The sequence below is a fragment of the Xanthomonas sp. LMG 12461 genome, assembly GCF_009192935.1.
GTDB classification, from domain to species: domain Bacteria; phylum Pseudomonadota; class Gammaproteobacteria; order Xanthomonadales; family Xanthomonadaceae; genus Xanthomonas_A; species Xanthomonas_A sontii.
Genome location: NZ_NQYT01000040.1, coordinates 22245 through 45082 on the forward strand (window position 1 = coordinate 22245; position 22838 = coordinate 45082).

Consider the following 22838-nt stretch of genomic DNA (forward strand, 5'->3'; position numbering starts at 1 on the left):
GACGTGAGCCACGCGCCCGTCAAGGAAGCGCAATTTTCAAGGAGATGAATCCAATGTCCCAGATGACGTATCGCCTGTTGTCGGCGCTGCTGTTTTTCGCTGCAGCGACGGTTTCTGCGCTCGCCTGTGCTGAAGAGATGGAGGAACGCACCGCAATTTTCGAAGGTGCAAGATCCGCCATGAAGAGTGGCGACATCGCGGCGCTCGAACGGCAAGCGGCGGTCTATCGAACGAAGCAGTCCAGGACCTCCAGTGGCGTCTGGAAATTGAGCCTGTTGCATAGCGGCGTCGGTCGCTATTTACGCACTGGGTCATACAGCGAGGCGGCGTGGGCGGAAAAGGAGAGCGTCGCCAAGCGTTGGATCGCGGCATATCCAAAGTCTCCCAGCGCACGAATCGCCTATGCAGCATGGCTCTCAAGTCGCGCCTGGAGCCATCGCGGCAATGGTTACGCCAATACGGTCCGTCCGCAGGACTGGGCGCCGTTCAAGGCCGGCATCGAAGCAACCCGGCATTATCTTGAAGACAACAAGCAGATCGCGTCGCTGGATCCTGAGTGGTACGTCGAGATGGAAGGCGTCGCCAAGGTACAGCAGTGGGACGATGACAGGTTCCAGGCGCTGATCGACGAGGCGATGGCGCGGTACCCCGCGTATTACGAGATCTATTTCCAGGCGATCGAGTTCTATTCGCCCAAATGGGGAGGCAACGCCACCGACATCGAACGCTTCGCCGCAATGGCGATGGAACGCACGCGGGCACGTGAGGGCAAGGGACTGTACGCACGCATCTATTGGTACGCCTCGCAATCGATCTATGACGAACGCTTGTTCACCGAATCGCTGGCGCGCTGGTCGACCATGCGCGCTGGCATCGACGACGTGCTCAAAGTCTATGCGGACGAATGGAATTTGCAGAATTTTGCCCGCTTCGCCTGCCTGGCGCGCGATCGGGAGAAAGCCCTGGAACTGATCGAACGCGTGCGCGGACCCACCTATACCGAGGTCTGGAAAGGGGAAGAGAATTTCCAGCGCTGCAAGGCCTGGGTCTTGGAGGGCGTCACCTGATGCGCGAATGTCTTTGGATCCCGGATCGCGAGGCGACGTCGCGCTGATGCGGATAAAAGCCATCACCATGCTGCCGTCCATGCACCGCAAGCTTGCGGCGATGTATTGCTTGCTCGCCTGGGTGATGGTCAGCCTTCAGATGCATGCGACCGCCATTGCCTTTCTTTCCGTCGCGCTGCTGCACCTGGTTTCTGCTCGCAGACTCGCCTCGGCGCCGGACACCGCAGCGCCAGCCCCGGAATCGGCGAGCACAGCGCCCGCCGGATCGGCGTCCCCTACTGCGGCGGCGCCGCCAGCTCCCGGGCGCTGAGGTAGCCGTCGCCGTTGGTGTCCTGCTTGCGGAAGCGGGCGGTCAGGGTGGCCAGGTGCTGTGCGCGGGTGATCGGCGGGCCGCGGCCGCCGGGCAGTTCGGCGGGGCTGAGCACGCCGTCGTGGTCGCGGTCGCGCGCGTCGAAGGCGTAGCTCATCCAGGCCAGGTATTCGTCCAGGCTGACGCGGCCGTCGCCGTCGCGGTCCATGCGCTGCAGGTAGCTGGTGGTGCTGTCGATCGCCTGCGCATGGGCACTGACCATGCCGCCGGCGAAGAGGACGCAGGCGATGCGCAGTGTCAGTCCGGCCATCGACGACGAACGCCGCGCGAGGCGGCGTTCGTGCGATTGGGTGCGCGGTGCGCCGCGGCTCATGCCAGGGCGTAGCCCTTCAGTCGTGCGGCGTAGGCCTGCAGCGCGGCGATGCCGCTGGCTTCGGCGTCATGGCACCAGGCCTGCAGGTGCTTGAGGCGTTCGCTGGCGTCATGGGTGCGCGCTTCCAGCAGGGCCGCCAGGCGGGCGCGATGCTCGACCAGCGTGCGCATGCGCGGGCGCTGCGCCACCCAGTGCTGCAGCTGTTCGCGCGCGTCGGGCTTAAGCCAGCGGCCATCGTCGACCAGGCCCTTGCGCAGGCGCCGCGGCAGCAGCTTGCGCAGCTTGGCGCCGGCCTGCGCGGCTTCTTCCTTGAGCGCGGGCTTGAACACGTTGCGCTGGTAATCGGTCATCGCCTGGAAGCGATGCGACAGCAGCGCGCGCAGGGTGTCGGCGTCGGGCACGGCGATGTTCGGGCGCACGTCCAGGGTCGGCGCCACGCGCAGGATCTTGGCCAGACGCAGGGCGGCCAGCGCGCGGATCGCGATCCAGCCGATGTCCAGTTCCCAACGGCGCATCGAGAAGCGCGCCGAGCTCGGGAAGGCATGGTGGTTGTTGTGCAGTTCTTCGCCACCGATCCACAGCGCCCACGGCGTCAGATTGGTCGAGGTGTCGGCGGACTCGAAGTTACGGTAGCCCCACCAGTGGCCCAGGCCGTTGATCACGCCGGCGGCCCAGAACGGGATCCAGGCCATCTGCAGCGCCCACAGCGCGATGCCAGGCAGGCCGAACAGCGCGAAGTTGACCGCGAACAGGGCCACCGGCCCCAGGTTCGCGTACGGGGTGTACAGGTGCCGCTCGATCCAGTCGTCCGGTGCGCCCTTGCCGTACTGCTCGATGTCGCCGCGCTGGGTGCGCGCTTCGCGGTAAAGCTCCACGCCGCGCCAGAACACGCGGGCGATGCCCTTGGTCTGCGGGCTGTGGGGGTCTTCCTCGGTCTCCACCTTGGCGTGGTGCTTGCGATGGATCGCCACCCACTCCTTGGTGATCATCGAGGTGGTGAACCAGGTCCAGAAGCGAAAGAAGTGCGACAGCAGCGGATGGAAGTCCACGCCGCGATGCGCCTGGCTGCGGTGCAGGTACAGCGTCACCGCGAAGATGGTGAGCTGGGTGAACAGCAGCAGCACGGCCAGCATGCCCCACCAGCCGACGCCGAGCAGGCCGTTGCCGAGGAAGTCGAGGATCGCGTCGAACATTGCCAGAAGCTCCAGAGCGTAAGACGGCGTGAGGGGATGACGACATGATGGGGGTTGCGGGCGCAAACTTCACCCGGCGCTCGCGTATGGTATTCAGCCGCCAAGCGCTTCCGATCACAGAACGGTTTCGGTTCCATGTCAGCCGCCTCTTCCCAAGCAACCCCCGTGCCAGCGGCCGCGCCGTTGATCGAACTCGACCGTGCCAGCGTCGTCCGCGGCCAGGTCCGCGTGCTGCATGCGCTGAGCCTGCGCATCGCGCTCGGCCAGCACACCGCGATCCTCGGCCCGAACGGCTGCGGCAAATCCTCGTTCATCAAGCTCATCACCCGCGAGCTGTATCCGCTGGCGCGCGCCGGCGAGGAGCCGGCGGTGCGGGTGCTCGGCCAGAGCCGCTGGCAGGTGGATCGGCTGCGCAGCCAGTTGGGCATCGTCACCAGCGACCTCAGCGTCAATCTCGCCGACATGCCCGGGCTGGACGTGGAAAGCGCGGTGCTGTCCGGATTCTTCGCCAGCTATGTGGTGCCGCCGCACCGCGAGGTGACCGACGCGATGCGCGACCGCGCGCGCGAGGCGCTGCAGGCGGCGCACGCGTTGCCGCTGTTGCGGCGGCCCTACGCCGAACTGTCGGCCGGCGAGACCCGACGCGTGCTGATCGCGCGCGCCCTGGTTAATCGGCCGCAGGCGCTGCTGCTGGACGAACCCAGTACCGGTCTGGACCTGGTCGCGCGCGAGCACTTGCTGGCGACGATGCGGGACCTCGCCCGCCAGGGCATCACCCTGGTTCTGGTCACCCACCACATCGAAGAGATCGTGCCGGAAATCGCACGGGTGATCCTGTTGCGCGAGGGCCAGGTGTACGCCGATGGCGCGCGCGAGGAACTGCTGGCCGATGCGCCGTTGTCGGCGGTGTTCGGCGGACCGGTAAGGGTGCAGCGCGACGGCGACAGCTACAGCGCGCGGGTGGTTGCGGAGAGCTGATCCGCGGTTGCCGAATTCGGGCGTTTGCGGCCGTCGGGGTGGCGGGTAATGCGGGAATGTCCGTAAGGAGCGGCTTCCGCCGCGACCGGGCGTTCTCGGTAAAGCCGCTCGTACGGGACGCGTCAACTGTACGCGGCGCCCGCCGCCCGCGCCGGTGCATCGGCCTCGAACGCAGCACGTGCGCTGCAGATCTGCGCGTGATGGTCGGCGGCCCAGCGCACCAGCGGTGCCAGCACCACGCTCAACGATTGGCCCAGCGGAGTGAGCCGGTACTCCACGCCGGGCGGCACGGTCGGCAGCACCTCGCGTGCTACCAGGCCTTCGCGCTGCAGATCGCGCAGGGTCTGGGTCAGCATGCGCTGGGAGACGTCGGGCACCGCGCGGCGCAGTTCGCCGAAGCGGTGCGGGCGCTCGGCCAGCAGCATCACGAACAAGGTGCTCCACTTGTCGCCGATCTGCGCCAAGACGTCGCGCACCGGGCACTGGTCGATGGCCATGCCGGCACGCTGGTAGTCCTGCAGTTGCTGGCTCAACAGCGGGTCGCAGGCAGCGACCGGCGGTACGACGGTGTCCATGGTGGTTACCTCGGGGTAATCAGGGGCGGGAAAAGTGCCGTCTTTACAGGTCGGCCAAGGTCTCTAGGATAGACCAGGTTCCTTTTCCAGACCATGGCGTCCTGCGACGCCGCCCTTCCTCAGTCAGGAGACCTGTCATGTCCGCATCTTCCGATTCCCTGCTCGTCACCGGCGCCGGCGGCCAGTTCGGCCAGCGCGTGCTCGCGCATCTGCTCGATACCCTCAAGGTGGCGCCGTCGCGGGTGGTGGCGATGACCCGCCAGCCCGACCGCCTGGCCGCCTGGGCCGCACGTGGCGTGGACGTGCGCCACGGCGATTTCGACGACGCCACCTCGCTCGACACCGCGTTCCGTGGCGCCGGCCGCGTGCTGCTGATCAGCACCGACGCACTGGACCGCCCCGGCCACCGCCTGCAGCAGCACCAGGCCGCGATCGCCGCCGCCGAACGCGCCGGCGTCGGCCACCTGGTCTACACCTCCTGCCCGGAACCACACGACTCGCCGCTGCTGCTGGCCACGGATCACGCCGGCACCGAAGACAGCCTGGCCGCCAGCGCCCTGCCCGCCTGGACCGTGCTGCGCAACCACTGGTACTTCGAAAATCTGTTCATGAGCCTGCCGTCGGTGCTGGCCTCGGGCCACTGGTACAGCGCGGCCGGTGACGGCGGGATCGCCCATATCGCGCGCGACGACCTGGCCCGCGCCGCCGCGGTCGCCCTGGCCGGCGGCGACGGCAAGCGCACGCTCACCCTCAGCGGCGCGCGCGCCTACACCACCGCCGAGATCGCCGCGCTGGTCGCGCAGGTGCTGGACGTGCAGATCCAGGTGGTGCCGGTACCGGTCGAAGGCCTGGTGCAGGGCATGGTCGGCGCCGGCCTGCCCGAGCCGGTCGCGCGCATCTATGCGTCGTTCGACACCAACACCGCCGCCGGCCGCGTCGCCACCGTCACCGGCGACTACCAGGCGCTGACCGGGCAGGCGCCGCTGCCGTTCGAACAGTGGCTGCAGGACAACCGCGCGCAACTGGCAGGGCTGAAGCCGTAAGCGCACTTGGCGGCGCGACGCGCTACTTGCCGATGCAGAAACTGGAGAAGATCCGCCCGAGCAGATCGTCGGCACTGAGCGTGCCGACGATCTCGCCGAGCGCGGCATGGGCCAGGCGCAGCTCTTCGGCGGCCAGTTCCAGGCGTTCGTGCTGCAGTTCGACCGCCGCCGCGTCGGCATGCGTCGCGGCGCGCTGCAGCGCGTCGACGTGGCGGGCGCGCGCGGAGAACTCGCCGTCGCTACCCTCGCCGGCCGCGGCACCGGCGATCGCGCGCAACTGCGCGTGCAACTGCTCCAGCCCGCTGCCGGTGGCGGCGGAAACGTAGACGCGCTCGGCGCTGGCCGCGGGCACGGCGGCGAGCAGGTCGCTCTTGTTGTGTATCCACAGGCGCTGCGGCACATCCGCGATGGCATCGGCGATCGCGGCCTGGCCGGCCTCGGCGTCGCGCGCATCCAGCACGATCAGCGCCAGGTCGGCGCGCTGCAGTTCCTGGCGCGCGCGGCGCATGCCCTCGCGCTCGATCGCATCGCCGCCCTCGCGCAGGCCGGCGGTGTCGACCAGGGTCAGTTCCACGCCGTCCAGGCGCACGGTCTCGTGCAAGGTGTCGCGGGTGGTGCCGGCGATGTCGGTGACGATGGCGCGGTCGCTGCCGGCCAGCGCATTGAGCAGCGAACTCTTGCCGGCATTGGGCGGGCCGACCAGCACCGCGTGCAGGCCATCGCGCAGGCGCCGGCCGCGTTCGGCGTCGGCACGCAACTGCGTCAGATCCGTGCGCGCCTGCGCCAGGCCGGCACGGACCTGCTCGCCGCCCAGCGTGTCCAGCGCCTCGTCGGCGAAATCGATCGCCGCTTCGATGTGGATGCGCAGGCGGATCAGCTGTTCGGCCAGGTCGTCGACGCGACGCGAAAACACCCCGTCCAGCGAGCGCCGTGCCGCGCGTGCCGCGCGCAGGTCGCCGGCGGCGATCAGGTCGGCGATCGCCTCTGCCTGGGCCAGGTCGAGCTTGCGGTTGAGGAAGGCGCGCTCGCTGAACTCGCCCGGACGTGCCGGACGCGCGCCGAGTTCGCAGCAGCGCGCCACCAGGTGCCGCAGCAGCACCGGGCTGCCGTGCGCCTGCAGTTCCAGCACGTCCTCGCCGGTGAAGCTGCGCGGTGCCGGAAACCACAGCGCTATACCGTCGTCCACGATCTCGCCATGCGCGTCGCGAAAACGCGCGTAGCGGGCGCTGCGCGGCACCAGCGCGCCCAGGCCCAGTCCCTCGGCGATGGCCGCCGCCGCCGGACCGGACACGCGGACCACGCCGACACCGCCCGCGCCGGGAGCGGTGGCGATGGCGGCGATGGTCTCGGTGGCGGAAGACGGCATGGCGAAGGCGACAGGTTCGGCGGCGCGGTTGATCACAGCGTCTGCAACTGGCCGCGGACGTAGGCGGCCGACGCGCCGTTGGGTTGCAGCTCCAGGTAGGTCTGGAAGGCGCGCTTGGCCTTGGCCGCATCGCCGAGCTGGCGGTAGGCGTCGCCCAGGTTGACGTAGGCCACCGCGCGCGAGGGATCGATCTTCAGCGTGTTCTCCAGCCAGCGCACGGCCTGCGCGTACTTGCCCTGACGATAGTAGATGAAGCCCAGGTTGTTGGCCGCCAGCGCGAAGTCCGGGCGCAGCTTCAGCGCCTCGGTGAACTGCGCCTCGGCCTCGTCGTAGCGCTTCTCCTTGTACAACTGCAGGCCGCGGTCGTTGGCGCGCTGCGCACGCTGGCGGTCGGACACCGGACCGGCCGCGGCCGGCACCGCCAGCGGTCGCTCGCCGCCCTGCAGGTCCTTGACCACCACCGCCGGCTTGGACGCAGCGGGCGGTGCGTCGGCGCTGCTGGCGCCGGCGTTCGGGGTCGCGGTCGATGCGGGCGCGGCCGCATCGACGCGGTCGTTCATCGCGATCGCCGCCGAGGACAGTTGCTGGGTGCTGGCGGTGAGGAATTCTTCGCCCTCCGGTACCTGCAGCACGAACTCGCCGCCCTGCGAACCGGGCAGGCTGCCGAACGCGGGCGTCTGCTGCGAGATGCTCGACACCGCCGGCGCCACGTAGGCGGCCAGCTCGGTGCCGGTGATCAGACCATCGCCATTGAGGTCGGCCTTGCCCGACAGCGCCTGCAACAGCACCCAGGTGAATACCGAATGGCCATTGGGGCCGCTGTCGGCGACCTGCTGGTCGGCGCCGCCGGCGGTGAGCATCTGCCGGGCGATGCGCCGCGCGTTCTCGCGCAGGTAGGCGCTGGTACCGCCGCCGCGGGTCAGACCCAGGCCGCTGTAGCACGCGTCCATCACGAACAGCACGTGCTTGGCTTCCAGGCTTTCGGCAATGTCCTGGATCTCGGTCATCGGAATCGCGTCGGTGGCGAACTGCGCCGGGTCCGAGTCGGCCGGGATGATGTAGCCCAGGTCGCGCCCGGAGGCCAGCTTGCTGGTCGCGCCGTGGCCGGCGAAGAACACGAACACGCGGTCGTTCTTGCCGACGCCGCCGTGTGCGAGGCGATCGTGGAAAGCGGCCAGGATGTTGTTGCGGGTCGCCTCCTGGTTCTTCAGCACGATCACCTGCGACGACGGGAAACCGAAGCTGCCGGTCAGCGTCTGCGCGATGGCCTGCGCATCGTTGGCCGCGTACTGCAGCTTGGGCCAGTGCGCGTAGTCGTCGATGCCGATGACGATGGCCCACGACTTGTCGTAGCCGCTGGTCACCGCCGGTGCGGCGGCATTGCTGGCCGCGCGCGCCACGCTGAAGTCGCGCCCGTTCCAGGCGGCGAACTGGTAGCCGTCGGCGCTGAGCCGGTCCAGGATCTGCGGCAGCGCCTTGACCGTGCGTTCGTGGATGTCGTGGAACAGCAGGATGCCGCGCTGCTCGCGGCCGACCTGCTCGAGCACGCGCTGCACGATCGACTCCGGCACCGGGTCGGCCCAGTCCAGCGAATCCACGTTCCACATCACCGACTTCAGTCCGGCCTCGCCCAGGATCTGCATGCCCTCGGCGTTGCGCGCGCCGTAGGGAAAGCGGAACAGCGGCGCACGCTTGGCATCGACCGCGCGCAGCATGCGGTCGGTGTCGAGGATCTGGCTGCGCAGCGCGGCGCCGGTTTCCTTGGACAGTTGCGCATGGGTCAGGCTGTGGTTGCCGACGGTGTAGCCCTGCTCCATCAGGCTGCGGCTGACGCTGGCCAGCGGCGACAGGTCGACCTTGCCATCCGGCTCCAGCTTGCCCAGGTTGCGGCCGACTTCGAAGAACGTGGCCGGCACGTCGTAGCGCTTGAGGATGGCCACGATCTCGTCGGTGTATTCGCGATGCGGGCCGTCGTCGAAACTCAGCACCACGGTCTTCGGCGGCAGGTCGCGGCCGAACACCTCGCGGTCGCTGTCCTTCATCGACATCGGGTACGGGGTGATCACGCCGTAGTCGCGCAGGATCGCCTCGCGCGTGTACAGCGTGCCCAGGTGGGCGACGTAGTCCTCCCACTTCTCGCGCTTCTGCACGATCGCGCGGGTGCGATCGAAGCGGCTGAAGATCGCGGTGATCTCGCGGTTGTAGGTGCGTTCGATCTCGTCGAGCGCTTCCAGGTCTTCGCCGATGCGCTGGTGCAGCTTGATCGCCGGCAGCGAGGAATCCTTGCCGATGCGCAGCTGCCAGTCGGCGAGAATCTCGCGGAACGCCAGGCGGTCGGCGTCGTACAGGTCCGGTGCCGATTCGACGTAGTCGAGCAGGCTGCCGACCGCGGCGAAGCGCTGCGCGTCCGGCAGCGCGAGCAGCGCATCGAACTGCTTGGCCAATGCCTCGCGGCGCTCCAGGCCCTCGTGGAACAGTTGCTGGCCGACGCTGCTGGAGGTCTGCCGGTCGGCCGGCGATTGCTTGGCCTCGTCGGCCAGCAACACGATGATCTTGCGCTGCGCCGCCAGCTGCGCCTGCAGGCCCTGCAGCAGCGTCGTCGCCTGGGCCTGCAATGCGGCAGAGCCTGGAATGGCGATCGCCGGCGCCGATGTCGCGGGCTTGGATGGCGTCGCCGCGCTGTCGGCAGGCGTGCGCTGGCACGCGGCCAGGGCCAAGGCGAGCAGGCCGATCACGACAACGGACGACGACAACGGACGACGACGCTTGTGCATGACCACGGACTCGCGAGCAAGGCGCTACGGGAAGAACGCAGACGCCGGCGCCTTCCCCGGCCGCATGCGCAACGCCCGCCGGAGGGCGGGCGTTGTCGGGTTTACTTCTTGGCCTTGGCCGGCGGCTTGCCGCTGCCGCCGCCGCCAGCGGTGGCCGCCTCGCCGTGGCGCTTGAGCATCCACCACTGCTGCAGCAGGCCCAGCGAACCATTGGTGACCCAGTACAACACCAGGCCCGACGGCACGAAGGCCATCATCACGCCGAACACCAGTGGCATGAACTGCATCATCTTGGCCTGCACCGGATCCATGCCCGGGGCCGGGGTCAGCTTCTGCGTGAACCACATCACCGCCACGTTGATCACCGGCAGGATGAAGTACGGATCGCGCGCGGTCAGGTCCTGGATCCAGGCGAACCACGGCGCCTGCCGCAGTTCCACCGACTCCACCAGCACCCAGTACAGCGCGAAGAAGATCGGCATCTGGATCAGCACCGGCAGGCAGCCGCCCATCGGGTTGATCTTCTCCTTCTTGTACAGCTCCATCATCGCGGTTTGGAACTTCTGCTTGTCGTCGCCGTAGCGCTCCTTGAGCTGCTGGATGCGCGGCTGGAACTTGCGCATCTTGGCCGCGCTCTTGTACTGCGCGGCCGACAGCGGGTACAGCACCAGCTTCAGCAGCACCACCAGGCCGACGATCGACCAGCCCCAGTTGCCGAGCAGGCTGTGCAGGTGGCTGAGGATCCAGAACAGACCCTGGCCGAGCAGCGCCATCACGGAGAAACGGCTGTAGTCGACCACACGGTCGAGGCCGCGCACGTTCTCCTTGGCGATCTGGCTGACCAGCTTCGGCCCGACCCACAGTCGCGCTTCGGTGCTGGCGCTGGCGCCCGGCGCCACGGTGAAACCCGGGCCGCGCGCTTCGATCACATGCCGCGGGCCGTCATTGGACAGCACGTACAGGGAATCCTGGTCGGCCTGCGGGATCCAACTGGTGAAGAAGTGGTGCTGCAGCACCGCGATCCAGCCGCCCTCGACGATCTGCCTCAGCGGGCCGTCGTCCAGATAGTCCTTGAACGCGCGGCGCTGGTAGCCGTCAGCCGGGCTGAACCAGGTGGCGCCGTTGAAACTGAAGGAATCCGGGTTGGTCATGCCGCGGCTGACGATGGTCGGCACCCGGCTCAGCTTGCGGAACACATAGCCTTGCCACGGCTTGCTGCCGTGGTTGATGACCTCGTCGTGCACCTGCACGGCGTAATGGCCGCGCTGCAGGGTGTAGACGCGGCGGATGGTCACGCCGTCCGGACCGTTCCACACGAACGGCACCTGCAGGCTGTCCTGGCCCTTGGCCAGCACGTACTCCTGGCCCGGGTGTTCGGGGCGGAAGCCAGCCGGGCCCGGCGACGGCGAGTTGTGCTCGCCGACCCAGCCGCTGGTGGCGGTGTACGGATGCGCCGCGTCCTCGGTCAGCAGTTGCACCGGCGGGCTGCCGGGCTGCTTGGTCTGCGGGAACAGCAACAGGTCAGCGTCGAACACGCTGCGGCCGTCCAGGGTCAGGCGCAGCACGTCGGTGGTGACGGTGACCCGCGGCGCGGCGCTAGCCGCAGCCGTTTCGGGCGTGGTGCTGGCCGGCGCGGTGCCGGGCACCGTGGCCTGCGGAACGGCCGGCGCATGCGTGGCGCCGGCATCGGCGTCCTGCGCCGGCGGCACCGTGGTCGCCGCCGCGACCGTCGCCGCGGTGGCGTTCGGCGCGTGTTCCTTGTTCCACTCCATCCACAACAGCGCCGCGACCATCAGCCAGGCGAAAATCAGGAAAAGGCGGGTCTGGTTCATCGGACAGGCAAGCTCGGCTCAGCCAGAAGCAGGTTCTGACGTGGATGTGGGGGAAGAAGGACGATCAGGCGGCGGCATTGTGCCGTCCGCGGCCGGGGCCGGCAATGCGCCGGCGCGACGCAGCAGGCGCAGATAGGCCTGGCGCAGTTGCTCGCCGCTGGCCTGGGCGGCGGCGCTGCGCGCCACCACCACGTAATCGCCGGGCGCCAGCCACGGCAACAACTGCCGCGTGGCCTCGCGCAGCACGCGCTTGATGCGATTGCGCACGACCGCACGCTTGTCGACCTTGCGCGACACCGCCAAACCCAGCCGCGCCGGGTGCGGCGCACTGCGCCAGTGCAGGCTCATCAGCGGCTCGGAACAGCGGCGCGCGGCATCGAACACGACGCGGTATTCCGCAGACGTGCGAACCCGCGCAGAGCGAGGAAATCGCCTACGCGGGTCGGGATGATTCACGGTCCGGATTGCAGGCGCCGCCTGGGGCGGCGAAGCAATCAAGCGCTCAGGCGCTTGCGGCCCTTGGCGCGGCGACGGGCCAGGATCTTGCGGCCGTCGGCGGTGGCCATACGGGCACGGAAGCCGTGGTCGCGCTTGCGCTTGAGGTTGCTGGGCTGGAAGGTGCGCTTGGTGGCCATCGGGGCGCTCTGATCTGAATGGGGCGGAAAGAACCGGAAATTCTATAGGATCACTCACGCCGCGGTCAACTCCCTGTATTGACGACGACAAGGGCCAGGCACGCCGGGCCTGTGGATGGATCTGTGAATAGCCGTGGGAAAACCATTCCCGACCCTGCGCGCCGGTGGTAGTCTGATCCATCCGCTTTCCTCTCCCACCGGCCGAATGCGCCGCGCCCGAGCGCGCCCTTCATGCCCGGTCTATCGACGAATTTAGATCTGATGGATGCTTGGCCCCGTTGCCTGGAACGTCTGGAAGCCGAATTTCCAGCCGAGGACGTTCACACTTGGTTGAAACCGCTGCAAGCCGAACAGCGCCATGACAACAGCATGGTGCTGTACGCCCCGAACGCCTTCATCGTCGAGCAGGTGCGCGAGCGCTACCTGCCGCGCATCCGCGAACTGCTGACCTACTTCGCCGGCAGCGGCGAGGTGCTGCTGCAGGTCGGCTCGCGCCCGCGTGCGCCGGAACCGGCGGCCGCCCCGCCCAGCGAGACCGCGGCCGCACGCACGCCGGCGCCGCCGTTGCTGGAGCCGTTCGCCGGCAACCTCGATTCGCACTACACCTTCGCCAACTTCGTCGAAGGCCGCAGCAACCAGCTCGGCCTGGCCGCGGCGGTGCAGGCCGCGCAGAAGCCCGGCGACCGCGCACACAACCCGCTGCTGCTGTACGGCGGCACCGGCCTGGGCAAGACCCATCTGATGTTCGCCGCCGGCAACGCCATGCGCGAGCAGAATCCGAACGCGCGGGTGATGTACCTGCGCTCGGAACAGTTCTTCAGCGCGATGATCCGGGCGCTGCAGGACAAGACCATGGACCAGTTCAAGCGCCAGTTCCAGCAGGTGGACGCGCTGCTGATCGACGACATCCAGTTCTTCGCCGGCAAGGACCGCACCCAGGAAGAGTTCTTCCACACCTTCAACGCGCTGTTCGACGGCCGCCAGCAGATCATCCTGACCTGCGACCGCTACCCGCGCGAGGTCGAGGGACTGGAGCCGCGGCTGAAGTCGCGCCTGGCCTGGGGCCTGTCGGTGGCGATCGATCCGCCCGATTTCGAGACCCGCGCGGCGATCGTGCTGGCCAAGGCGCGCGAGCGCGGCGCGGAGATCCCCGACGACGTGGCGTTCCTGATCGCCAAGAAGATGCGCTCGAACGTGCGCGACCTGGAAGGCGCGCTCAACACGCTGGCCGCGCGCGCCAACTTCACCGGCCGCGCGATCACCACCGAGTTCGCCCAGGAAACCCTGCGCGACCTGCTCCGTGCGCAGCAGCAGGCGATCGGCATCCCCAACATCCAGAAGACCGTGGCCGACTACTACGGCCTGCAGATCAAGGATCTGCTGTCCAAGCGGCGCACGCGCTCGCTGGCGCGGCCGCGGCAGGTGGCGATGGCGCTGACCAAGGAACTGACCGAACACAGCCTGCCGGAGATCGGCGACGCGTTCGCCGGGCGCGACCACACCACCGTGTTGCACGCCTGCCGGCAGATCAAGCACCTGATGGAAACCGACGGCAAGCTCCGCGAAGACTGGGACAAGCTGATCCGCAAGCTCAGCGAGTGAGTCCAGGCGGGACCGTCAGGAGCCGCTTGATAAATCGGTGCATGACTTCGCGACAAATCCGGGAGAAACTGTGGATAAAGCGCGACGCGGCGGCGACGGCAAAACTATCCACAGGTTTCCCCACCAGTTCCGGGACAGTAGTACACGGGATTGAGGGCGCAAAAAATCTTTTGTTTTCAGTGGTTTGAGCTACATTTACACCGAATTTCGCTCTACCATCACCACCAAGCTTTTGATTTATTCCACATCTTTTAAAGCATAGGGGCACGGAACCACATGCGTTTCACACTGCAGCGCGAAGCCTTCCTCAAGCCATTGGCGCAAGTCGTCAATGTGGTCGAACGCCGCCAGACCTTGCCGGTTCTGGCCAACTTTCTGGTGCAGGTGCAAGGTGGCCAGCTGTCGCTGACCGGTACCGATCTGGAAGTGGAAATGGTCTCGCGCATTGCGGTCGACGATGCCCAGGACGGCGAAACCACGATCCCGGCGCGCAAGCTGTTCGAGATCGTGCGTGCGCTGCCCGACGGCAGCAAGGTCACCGTGTCCCAGTCCGGCGACAAGATCACCGTGCAGGCCGGGCGCAGCCGCTTCACCCTGGCCACGCTGCCCGCCAACGACTTCCCCTCGGTCGACGAAGTGGAAGCCACCGAACGCGTGGTGGTGCCGGAAGCGGCGTTGAAGGAACTGATCGAGCGCACCGCGTTCGCGATGGCGCAACAGGACGTGCGTTATTACCTCAACGGCCTGCTGTTCGACCTGCGCGACCAGACCCTGCGCTGCGTGGCCACCGACGGCCATCGCCTGGCGCTGTGCGAGACCGAACTGGAGAATGCCGGCGGCGCCAAGCGTCAGATCATCGTGCCGCGCAAGGGCGTGACCGAGTTGCAGCGTCTGCTGGAAGGCGGCGAGCGCGAAGTCGAGCTGGAAGTCGGTCGCGCGCATGTGCGGGTCAAGCGCGACGATGTCACCTTCACCTCCAAGCTGATCGACGGCCGCTTCCCCGATTACGAAGCGGTGATCCCGATCGGTGCGGACCGTGAAGTCAAGTTGGATCGAGAAACCCTGCGCGCGGCGTTGCAGCGTGCGGCGATCCTGTCCAACGAGAAGTACCGCGGCGTGCGCGTGGAAGTCTCGCCGGGCCAGCTGAAGATCAGCGCGCACAACCCGGAACAGGAAGAAGCGCAGGAAGAAGTGGAAGCGGACACCAAGGTCAGCGACCTGGCGATCGGCTTCAACGTGAACTACCTGCTCGACGCGCTGTCTGCGCTGCGCGAGGAGTTCGTGGTGATCCAGCTGCGCGACGCTAACTCGTCGGCGCTGGTCCGGGAAGCCAGCAGCGCCCGCTCGCGTCACGTGGTGATGCCGTTGCGTCTCTGACGGTTCCCGTTCGTGTTCCACGTGGAACACGTGCGAAAGCGACCCGGCCTTCGTGCCGGGTTTTCTTTTTGTTGGGCTCCAAGATCAACGCTCCTGCACTGAGAGGGATCCGTTGCCACGGGAGGCCTGCGCAGCTTGCACCTTTGCATTACCCGGCCAAAACGCATCGGCCGTGACTGTGTCTGCAAAGAGAAGGGCTCCGGCATCTCGGCGGGATCACACCATTATCGAAGCGCCAGGAGACCGTGCGGCAAGACAACGTGCCTGTGATCGCCTGTCCGACCCTCTTACCCACGCCTCCACCGTCCCGCGGGAGTCCGTCCTCCCAATGATGCGGAGGTTGCTGGCACGCAGCGCTGTCAATTTCCCGAGCGCGGCCGTCCTGACAGCGCCCATCAGCCGTTTTGGGTATGCTGCCGCCCTACCCCAAGCCCCGATCTGCGTGCGCCCGGTGCGAGCGCCTTCGCCTCTATCCCCGCATGCACGTCTCCCGCCTCGACTTCCACCACCTGCGCCGGTTCGCGGCGCTCGAGCTGGCGCCCGCGCCTGGACTGAACCTGATCACCGGCGACAACGGCGCCGGCAAGACCACGGTGCTCGAGGCGATGCACCTGATGGCGTATGGCCGCAGCTTCCGTGGTCGCGTGCGCGATGGGCTGGTCAGCCAGGGCCAGGACGCACTGGACGTGTTCGTCGAATGGCAGGAGCAGTCGGCTGAAGCCGGCGCGACACGCCGGCGCCGCGCCGGACTGCGCCACAGCGGTCAGGAATGGCGTGGCCGCCTCGACGGCGAGGACGTCGCCCATCTCGGCACCCTGTGTGCGGCGCTGGCGGTGGTGACCTTCGAGCCGGGCAGCCACCTGCTGGTCAGCGGCGGCGGCGAGCCACGGCGTCGCTTCGTCGATTGGGGCTTGTTCCACGTGGAACCTGACTTCCTGTCCCTGTGGCGACGCTATGCTCGCGCGCTCAAGCAGCGCAATGCGTTGCTCAAGAGCGGCGGCAGCGGCGCGGCGCTCGATGCCTGGGATCACGAGCTCTCCGAGTCTGGCGAGCCGTTGACCTCGCGCCGCCAGGACTACCTGGACAGGTTGCTCCAGCGCCTGCTTGCCCTCGCCCCGGATCTGGCGCCGGCGCTGGGTATCTCACATCTGCAGTTCGCGCCCGGCTGGCGCCGCCAGGAGGTGTCGCTGGCCGATGCACTGTTGCTCAACCGCGAACGCGACCGGCAGCTCGGCTATACCTCGGCCGGCCCCCACCGAGCCGACTGGAGCCTCAGCTTCGCCGAGATTCCCGGCCGCGACGCGCTCTCCCGCGGCCAGGCCAAGCTCACCGCCCTCGCCTGCCTGCTGGCGCAGGCCGAGGACTACGCCGAGCAGCGCGGCGAATGGCCGGTGATCGCCCTCGACGATCTGGGCTCGGAGCTGGACCGCCACCACCAGGCCCGGGTGCTGGAGCGCCTGCGTGCCGGGCCGGCGCAGGTCTTCGTCACTGCCACCGAAACCCCGAAGGCGCTGGCCGACGCCAGCCTGCCGATCGCCCGGTTCCACGTGGAACATGGCCAGATCCTGGCCGTTTCCTAGGCCGCCGCGGGTCCGGCGGCCCGGGCTGCTATAATTTCCGCCAATCCCCTATCCAGCGGCGCGAACCGGCCCCGGCCTGTCTTCGCAGCCTCGTGGAGCCTACGGCACCCGCATGACCGACGAACAGAACACCCCGCCCAGCAACGGCAACTACGACGCCAACAGCATCACCGCCCTGGAAGGCCTGGAGGCGGTCCGCAAGCGGCCCGGCATGTACATCGGCGACGTCCATGACGGCACCGGTCTGCATCACATGGTGTTCGAGGTCGTCGACAACTCGATCGACGAAGCCCTGGCCGGGCATGCCGACCACGTCGCGGTGACGATCCACGCCGATGGTTCGGTCTCGGTGTCGGACAACGGCCGCGGCATCCCGGTCGGCAAGCACGCGCAGATGAGCGCCAAGCTCGGCCGTGAGGTCTCCGCCGCCGAAGTGGTGATGACCGTCCTGCACGCCGGCGGCAAGTTCGACGACAACAGCTACAAGGTGTCCGGCGGCCTGCACGGCGTGGGCGTCAGCGTGGTCAACGCGCTGTCGGAGAAGCTGCTGCTGGACGTGTTCCAGGGCGGCTCGCACTACCAGCAGGAATTCAGCAACGGCGCGGCCGTCGCGCCGCTGGTCAAGCTCGGCGAGACCACCCAGCGCGGCACCACCGTGCGCTTCTGGCCGTCGGTGGTGGCCTTCCACAACAACGTGGAGTTCCACTACGACATCCTGGCCCGGCGCCTGCGCGAGCTGTCCTTCCTCAATTCCGGGGTCAAGATCGTGCTCGCCGACGAGCGCGGCGAGGGGCGCCGCGACGACTTCCACTACGAGGGCGGCATCCGCAGCTTCGTCGAGCACCTCGCGCAGCTGAAGACCCCGCTGCACCCGAACGTGATCTCGGTCACCGGCGAGCACAACGGCATCACCGTGGACGTGGCGCTGCAGTGGACCGACTCCTACCAGGAGACGATGTACTGCTTCACCAACAATATCCCGCAGAAGGACGGCGGCACCCACCTGGCCGGCTTCCGCGGCGCGCTGACCCGCGTGCTCAACACCTACATCGAGCAGAACGGCATCGCCAAGCAGGCCAAGATCAACCTGACCGGCGACGACATGCGCGAAGGCATGATCGCGGTACTGTCGGTGAAGGTGCCGGACCCCAGCTTCTCCAGCCAGACCAAGGAGAAGCTGGTCAGCTCCGACGTGCGCCCGGCGGTGGAGAACGCCTTCGGCGCGCGCCTGGAGGAGTTCCTGCAGGAGAACCCCAACGAGGCCAAGGCCATCGCCGGCAAGATCGTCGATGCCGCCCGCGCCCGTGAGGCCGCGCGCAAGGCAAGAGACCTCACCCGTCGCAAGGGCGCGCTGGACATCGCCGGCCTGCCCGGCAAGCTGGCCGACTGCCAGGAAAAGGATCCGGCGCTGTCGGAGCTGTTCATCGTCGAGGGCGACTCGGCAGGCGGCTCGGCCAAGCAGGGCCGCAACCGCAAGAACCAGGCGGTGCTGCCGCTGCGCGGCAAGATCCTCAACGTCGAGCGCGCGCGCTTCGACCGCATGCTGTCCTCCGACCAGGTCGGCACGCTGATCACCGCGCTGGGCACCGGCATCGGCCGCGACGAGTACAACCCGGACAAGCTGCGCTACCACCGCATCATCATCATGACCGACGCCGACGTCGACGGCGCGCACATCCGTACCCTGCTGCTGACCTTCTTCTACCGGCAGATGCCGGAGTTGATCGAGCGCGGCTACGTCTACATCGGCCTGCCGCCGCTGTATCGGCTCAAGCAGGGCAAGCAGGAGCTGTACCTGAAGGACGACAACGCGCTCAACGCCTACCTGGCCAGCAGCGCGGTCGAAGGCGCGGCGCTGGTCCCGGCCAGCAACGAGCCACCGATCACCGGCGCGGCGCTGGAGAAGCTGCTGCTGCTGTTCGCCAGCGCCAACGAGGCGGTGGCGCGCAATGCGCACCGCTACGACCCGGCGCTGCTGAGCGCGCTGATCGACCTGCCGCCGCTGGACGTGGCCCAGCTCGAGAGCGAGGGCGAGACGCATCCGAGCCTGGACGCGCTGCAGGCGGTGCTCAACCGCGGCAGCCTGGGCTCGGCGCGCTACAGCCTGCGTTTCCAGGCGTCCAACGCGCAGCGCCCGGCCACCCTGCTGGTGGAGCGCCGGCACATGGGCGAGGAGACCACCTATGTGGTGCCGATGGCGGTGTTCGAGAGCGGCGAGCTGCGGCCGCTGCGCGAGATCGCGCGGGAGTTGCATGGGCTGGTGCGCGAGGGCGCGCAGATCGTGCGCGGCAACAAGACCCAGGCCATCACCAGCTTCGCCCAGGCCTACGCCTGGCTGTTCGAGGAGGCCAAGAAGGGCCGCCAGATCCAGCGCTTCAAGGGCCTGGGCGAAATGAACGCCGAGCAGCTGTGGGAGACCACGGTGAACCCGGATACGCGTCGCCTGCTGCAGGTGCGCATCGAGGACGCGGTCGCCGCCGACCAGATCTTCAGCACGCTGATGGGCGACGTGGTCGAACCGCGCCGCGACTTCATCGAAGAAAACGCGCTGAAGGTCGCCAACCTCGATATCTGACCCTGGCGGTCCCCGCCCTGGCGTGCGCCAGGGCGGGCGTCCCGCTGTGCCTTCCGCCCGCTTCCGCACAGGATCGCGATGACCGCACCGCCGTTGCCCGCCACCCCGCTGCCGTTGCCTTCCGCGCCGCCGGCCCGCCCGCGCCGGCCGATCCTCGGTTTCTTCCTCGACGTGCTGCTGGCGGCGGTGGTGCTGCTGGCGGTGAGCGTGCTGTGCGGCCTGGTCTGGGGCGTGATCCGCGGCTTCCAGCTGGCGATGGAACTGAAGGCGCAGGGCGTGCCTGCCGATCGCCTGGCCGCGCTGGTCGCGCAGCAGGTCGGCCAGCCGGGGGCGCTGGCGCAGTTGCTGATCGCTTTGGTCAGCACCCTGTCCGCGGCGCTGCTGCTGTACTTCCTGCGGCGTCCGGCCAGTGCCGCCGAGCGCCGCGCCTCCTGGCACGCGGCGCGCGCACCCGCGACCTGGGGCTGGGTGCTACTGGTCGCGGTCGGGGTGTTCGTCGGCAGCGCGACGATCTCCGCGCTGGCGGCGCAGATCGGCATCAAGCCGGTGCCGACCAACCTGCCGCTGATGCAGGACGCGATGGCGCAGATGCCGCTGTTCCTGTGCGTGTTCGCGATCGTGATCGCCCCGGCCTACGAGGAACTGCTGTTCCGCCGCGTGCTGTTCGGGCGGCTGTGGGACGCAGGCCGGCCGCGGTTGGGCATGCTGCTCAGCGGCGCCGCCTTCGCCCTGGTGCACGAAGTACCGGGGACCACCGGCAACAGCCTGGCCGCCACCGCGCAACTGTGGCTGGTCTACGGCGGCATGGGCGCGGCGTTCGCCTGGCTGTACAAGCGTACCGGCACCTTGTGGGCGTCGATCGCCGCGCATGGCCTCAACAACGCCATCGCGGTCGCCGGACTCTACTGGTTTGGCGCAACCTGAAGGTTTGTTTGACGAAATGTTAAGACGCGGCCCCCCACACTGCGACGCGTGTTAGGAGGGGGGACCGTATGAAGCAAGTGGTACTTGGCGCATCGCTGGCGATGCTGCTGGCAGCGTGTGCGACGACGACATCGCCAACCGGGCGCACCCAGGTCGTGGGCGGCATCTCGCAACAACAACTCGACCAGATGGGCGCGCAGGCGTTCGCCGAAGCCAAGGCCAAGGAACAGCTGGACACCGATCCCAAGCGCAACGCCTACGTGCGCTGCGTGGTCAACACGCTGGTCGCGCAGCTGCCCGAGCAATGGCGCGGCACCGGCTGGGAAACCGCGCTGTTCAACGACAAGGAACCCAACGCGTTCGCCCTGCCCGGCGGCAAGGTCGGGGTCAACAGCGGCATCTTCAGCGTGGCCAAGAACCAGGACCAGCTCGCCGCCGTGCTCGGCCACGAGATCGGCCACGTCATTTCGCGTCATCACGAAGAACGCATCACCCGCCAGCTCGGTGCACAGGCAGGCCTGAGCGTGATTGGCGCGTTGGCCGGTGCCCGCTACGGTCAGGGCGCGGCCGACACCGTCGGCCAGGTCGGCGGCATGACTGCGCAGACCCTGTTCCTGCTGCCCGGTTCGCGCCAGCAGGAAACCGAAGCGGATGTCGTCGGCCAGCGCCTGATGGCGCAGGCCGGATTCGATCCCGCGCAGGCGGTGGATCTGTGGAAGAACATGATGGCCGCCGGCGGCGCACGTCCGCCGCAATGGCTGTCCACCCACCCCGATCCCAGTGCCCGCATCGGCGAGCTGCAGCGCGACGTCGCCGCGCTGGAACCGGTGTATGCGCAGGCGCGCAGCGCCGGCAGGGCGCCCAAGTGCGGCTGAGTCGTCCGTCGTCCCTGTGTCCGTCGCCGGCACTGTCACAGAAAACGCATCCAAAAACGTTTTCACGGCGTACAGGTTTCTGATAGGTTTGCTGGCTCGGCCGAGGAATGGCCGCTCCGTCTTCCGTGCCGCTCCGGGCGGTTTCCACCGAGGTGACCCATGAAATTCCGCATTCGCAAGCAAGCGTTGTTGTCCCTGGTGATCGCCGCCGCCCTCGGTGGCGCGGTGGTGACCGATGCCGCTGCGCAGAGCGATCGCACCGACCACCGCTCCTCGCGCAATGCGAAGAACGAGAAGGCGGCGGTGCTGTTCCCCAATGCCGAGCGCAAGGAGCCGACCGGCAAGCCGTCGTCCAAGCTCGGCAGCAAGCTGCAGAAGCTCATCGACACCTACAACAAGGGCGAGGACTACGCGGCGGTGCGCGCCCAGGCCGATGAGATCCTGGCCAACAGCGGCGCCAACGAGTACGACAAGTCGCTGGCCGCGCAGCTGGCCGCGCAGGCCGCCTACAACCTCGACGACAGCAAGGCCGCGCAGGCGTACCTGAAGCAGGCGATCCAGTTCAACGGCCTGGACAACAACGGCCACTACCAGTCGATGCTGATGCTGGCGCAGCTGCAGCTGCAGGACGAGCAGACCGCCGAAGGCCTGGCCACCCTCGACAAGTTCCTCGCCGAAACCAAGTCGACCCGCCCGGAAGACCTGATCCTCAAGGGCCAGGCGCTGTACCAGGCGCAGCGCTACCAGGAAGCGATCCCGGCGCTGAAGCAGGCGATCGCCGCGTCGCCGGAGCCGAAGGACAGCTGGAATCAGCTGCTGATGGCGTCCTACGCCGAAGCCGGCCAGACCGGTGAAGCGGTCAAGGCCGCCGAGGCGCTGGCCGCCAAGTCGCCCAACGACAAGAAGGCCCAGCTGAACCTGGCCAGCATGTACATGCAGGCCGACCAGATGGACAAGGCCGCGGCGGTGATGGACAAGCTGCGTGCCGCCGGTCAGCTGACCGACGAGAAGGAATACAAGCAGCTGTACTCGATCTACGCCAACACCGATGGTCACGAAAAGGACGTCATCGCGGTCATCAACGAAGGCATGCAGAAGGGCATTCTGAAGCCGGACTACCAGACCTACCTGGCGTTGGCGCAGTCGTACTACTACACCGACCAGCTGCCGCAGGCGATCGAGAACTGGCAGAAGGCGGCGCCGCTGTCCAAGGATGGCGAAACCTATCTCAACCTGGCCAAGGTGCTGCATTCGGAAGGCCGCGTTGCCGAGGCCAAGCAGGCCGCGCAGCAGGCACTGGCCAAGGGCGTCAAAAAGCCGGAAGACGCCAAGAAGATCATCAACCTGAAGTAGCACGCAAAAAAAGCCCCCGAAGACCAGTGCTGAAAGTAGTGCAGGTAACAGGGATTGGTATAAGCTTGGAGGTTCCTGCGGTGTCATTGCCGCGTGAACTTGGGTTCCGCTCCACAGCGGAATCCGCCCCCCTTTAATTGAGTCATTGGCGCATGACGGAACAACTGGTCATCCATCGGCAGTACGACAAAGATGACGCCTCCGGCCTCAGCTGGCCGCGCATCATCGGTATTGCCTTCGTAATCGCGCTGCATCTTGCGGCGCTGATGTTGCTGCTGATTCCGGCCGTTGCGCCCAAGGCGGTGGCGGAGAAGGAACGCAACATCATGGTCACCCTGGTGGACGCACCGCCGCCGCCTTGGGCGCAACGGCCGGAATCAGCAGCAACATCAGCGCCGCAAGATGC

Annotated in this window: 19 protein-coding genes and 1 pseudogene; 12 read left to right on the forward strand and 8 right to left on the reverse strand. The window is 67.8% G+C overall.

Annotated features, from left to right (window positions below):
* Window positions 1–53 precede the first annotated feature (53 nt).
* Complete coding sequence (locus tag CEK68_RS11220; RefSeq protein ID WP_193314174.1) at window positions 54–1067, forward strand: cytoplasmic protein; 1014 nt, start codon at window positions 54–56, stop codon at window positions 1065–1067.
* A 7-nt stretch (window positions 1068–1074) separates the two neighbouring features.
* Window positions 1075–1377, forward strand: coding sequence for a hypothetical protein (locus tag CEK68_RS11225; protein ID WP_152239414.1), 303 nt, complete (start codon window positions 1075–1077; stop codon window positions 1375–1377).
* On the opposite strand, the gene CEK68_RS11230 is transcribed toward CEK68_RS11225, so the two are convergent.
* Window positions 1343–1639, reverse strand: a complete 297-nt coding sequence (locus CEK68_RS11230) for an EF-hand domain-containing protein (protein ID WP_226977853.1) — start codon at window positions 1637–1639, stop codon at window positions 1343–1345. The genes CEK68_RS11225 and CEK68_RS11230 overlap by 35 nt on opposite strands.
* Window positions 1640–1746: 107 nt before the next feature.
* Window positions 1747–2943, reverse strand: a complete 1197-nt coding sequence (locus tag CEK68_RS11235; RefSeq protein ID WP_017907974.1) for a fatty acid desaturase — start codon at window positions 2941–2943, stop codon at window positions 1747–1749.
* Window positions 2944–3078: 135 nt separating this feature from the next.
* On the opposite strand from CEK68_RS11235, the gene CEK68_RS11240 reads away from it, so the two are divergent.
* Entirely contained in the window at window positions 3079–3921 is an 843-nt protein-coding gene (locus CEK68_RS11240) for an ATP-binding cassette domain-containing protein (RefSeq protein WP_152239416.1), read from the forward strand.
* A gap of 122 nt (window positions 3922–4043) precedes the next feature.
* Here the strand turns inward: CEK68_RS11240 and CEK68_RS11245 are convergent, their stop codons facing one another.
* Complete coding sequence (locus CEK68_RS11245; protein WP_152239417.1) at window positions 4044–4496, reverse strand: helix-turn-helix domain-containing protein; 453 nt, start codon at window positions 4494–4496, stop codon at window positions 4044–4046.
* A gap of 137 nt (window positions 4497–4633) precedes the next feature.
* Here CEK68_RS11245 and CEK68_RS11250 point away from each other — a divergent pair, with 137 nt between their 5' ends.
* Window positions 4634–5539: an NAD(P)H-binding protein gene (locus CEK68_RS11250; RefSeq protein WP_152239418.1), complete on the forward strand. Its 906-nt coding sequence runs from the start codon at window positions 4634–4636 to the stop codon at window positions 5537–5539.
* Between the two features lie 22 nt (window positions 5540–5561).
* Here CEK68_RS11250 and mnmE read toward each other — a convergent pair whose 3' ends face one another.
* The 5 genes from mnmE to rpmH form a co-directional block, all read right to left on the reverse strand.
* Window positions 5562–6905 carry a tRNA uridine-5-carboxymethylaminomethyl(34) synthesis GTPase MnmE gene (gene mnmE / locus CEK68_RS11255; protein WP_152239419.1) on the reverse strand — a complete coding sequence of 448 codons (1344 nt, stop codon included), beginning with the start codon at window positions 6903–6905 and terminating at the stop codon, window positions 5562–5564.
* Between the two features lie 32 nt (window positions 6906–6937).
* Window positions 6938–9679, reverse strand: coding sequence for a tetratricopeptide repeat protein (locus tag CEK68_RS11260; protein ID WP_152239420.1), 2742 nt, complete (start codon window positions 9677–9679; stop codon window positions 6938–6940).
* Between the two features lie 101 nt (window positions 9680–9780).
* Window positions 9781–11511, reverse strand: a complete 1731-nt coding sequence (gene yidC, locus CEK68_RS11265) for a membrane protein insertase YidC (protein WP_152239421.1) — start codon at window positions 11509–11511, stop codon at window positions 9781–9783.
* 18 nt (window positions 11512–11529) lie between these two features.
* On the reverse strand, window positions 11530–11967 hold the full coding sequence (rnpA, locus tag CEK68_RS11270; RefSeq protein WP_026143608.1) for a ribonuclease P protein component: 438 nt from the start codon (window positions 11965–11967) through the stop codon (window positions 11530–11532).
* 38 nt (window positions 11968–12005) lie between these two features.
* Complete coding sequence (rpmH, locus tag CEK68_RS11275; RefSeq protein ID WP_003469983.1) at window positions 12006–12146, reverse strand: 50S ribosomal protein L34; 141 nt, start codon at window positions 12144–12146, stop codon at window positions 12006–12008.
* A 261-nt stretch (window positions 12147–12407) separates the two neighbouring features.
* Between rpmH and dnaA the strand changes: the two genes are divergently transcribed.
* From dnaA to CEK68_RS11315, 8 genes and pseudogenes are all read left to right on the forward strand, one after another.
* Complete coding sequence (gene dnaA / locus CEK68_RS11280; protein WP_026144198.1) at window positions 12408–13748, forward strand: chromosomal replication initiator protein DnaA; 1341 nt, start codon at window positions 12408–12410, stop codon at window positions 13746–13748.
* 276 nt (window positions 13749–14024) lie between these two features.
* Window positions 14025–15125 (forward strand): DNA polymerase III subunit beta, encoded by a 1101-nt coding sequence (gene dnaN / locus CEK68_RS11285; RefSeq protein WP_010340416.1) that lies wholly within the window; start codon window positions 14025–14027, stop codon window positions 15123–15125.
* A gap of 479 nt (window positions 15126–15604) precedes the next feature.
* On the forward strand, window positions 15605–16705 hold the full coding sequence (gene recF / locus CEK68_RS11290; RefSeq protein WP_152239422.1) for a DNA replication/repair protein RecF: 1101 nt from the start codon (window positions 15605–15607) through the stop codon (window positions 16703–16705).
* A gap of 112 nt (window positions 16706–16817) precedes the next feature.
* Entirely contained in the window at window positions 16818–19280 is a 2463-nt protein-coding gene (gyrB, locus tag CEK68_RS11295) for a DNA topoisomerase (ATP-hydrolyzing) subunit B (protein ID WP_017915838.1), read from the forward strand.
* 78 nt (window positions 19281–19358) lie between these two features.
* A complete protein-coding gene (locus CEK68_RS11300; protein ID WP_152239423.1) occupies window positions 19359–20204 on the forward strand; it encodes a type II CAAX endopeptidase family protein in 846 nt (281 codons plus the stop codon).
* A 68-nt stretch (window positions 20205–20272) separates the two neighbouring features.
* Window positions 20273–21079, forward strand: a complete 807-nt coding sequence (locus tag CEK68_RS11305; RefSeq protein WP_152239424.1) for a M48 family metallopeptidase — start codon at window positions 20273–20275, stop codon at window positions 21077–21079.
* Between the two features lie 159 nt (window positions 21080–21238).
* Window positions 21239–22432: a tetratricopeptide repeat protein gene (locus tag CEK68_RS11310; protein WP_017907988.1), complete on the forward strand. Its 1194-nt coding sequence runs from the start codon at window positions 21239–21241 to the stop codon at window positions 22430–22432.
* A 152-nt stretch (window positions 22433–22584) separates the two neighbouring features.
* Window positions 22585–22838, forward strand: a pseudogene (locus CEK68_RS11315) (energy transducer TonB); the annotation flags it as partial.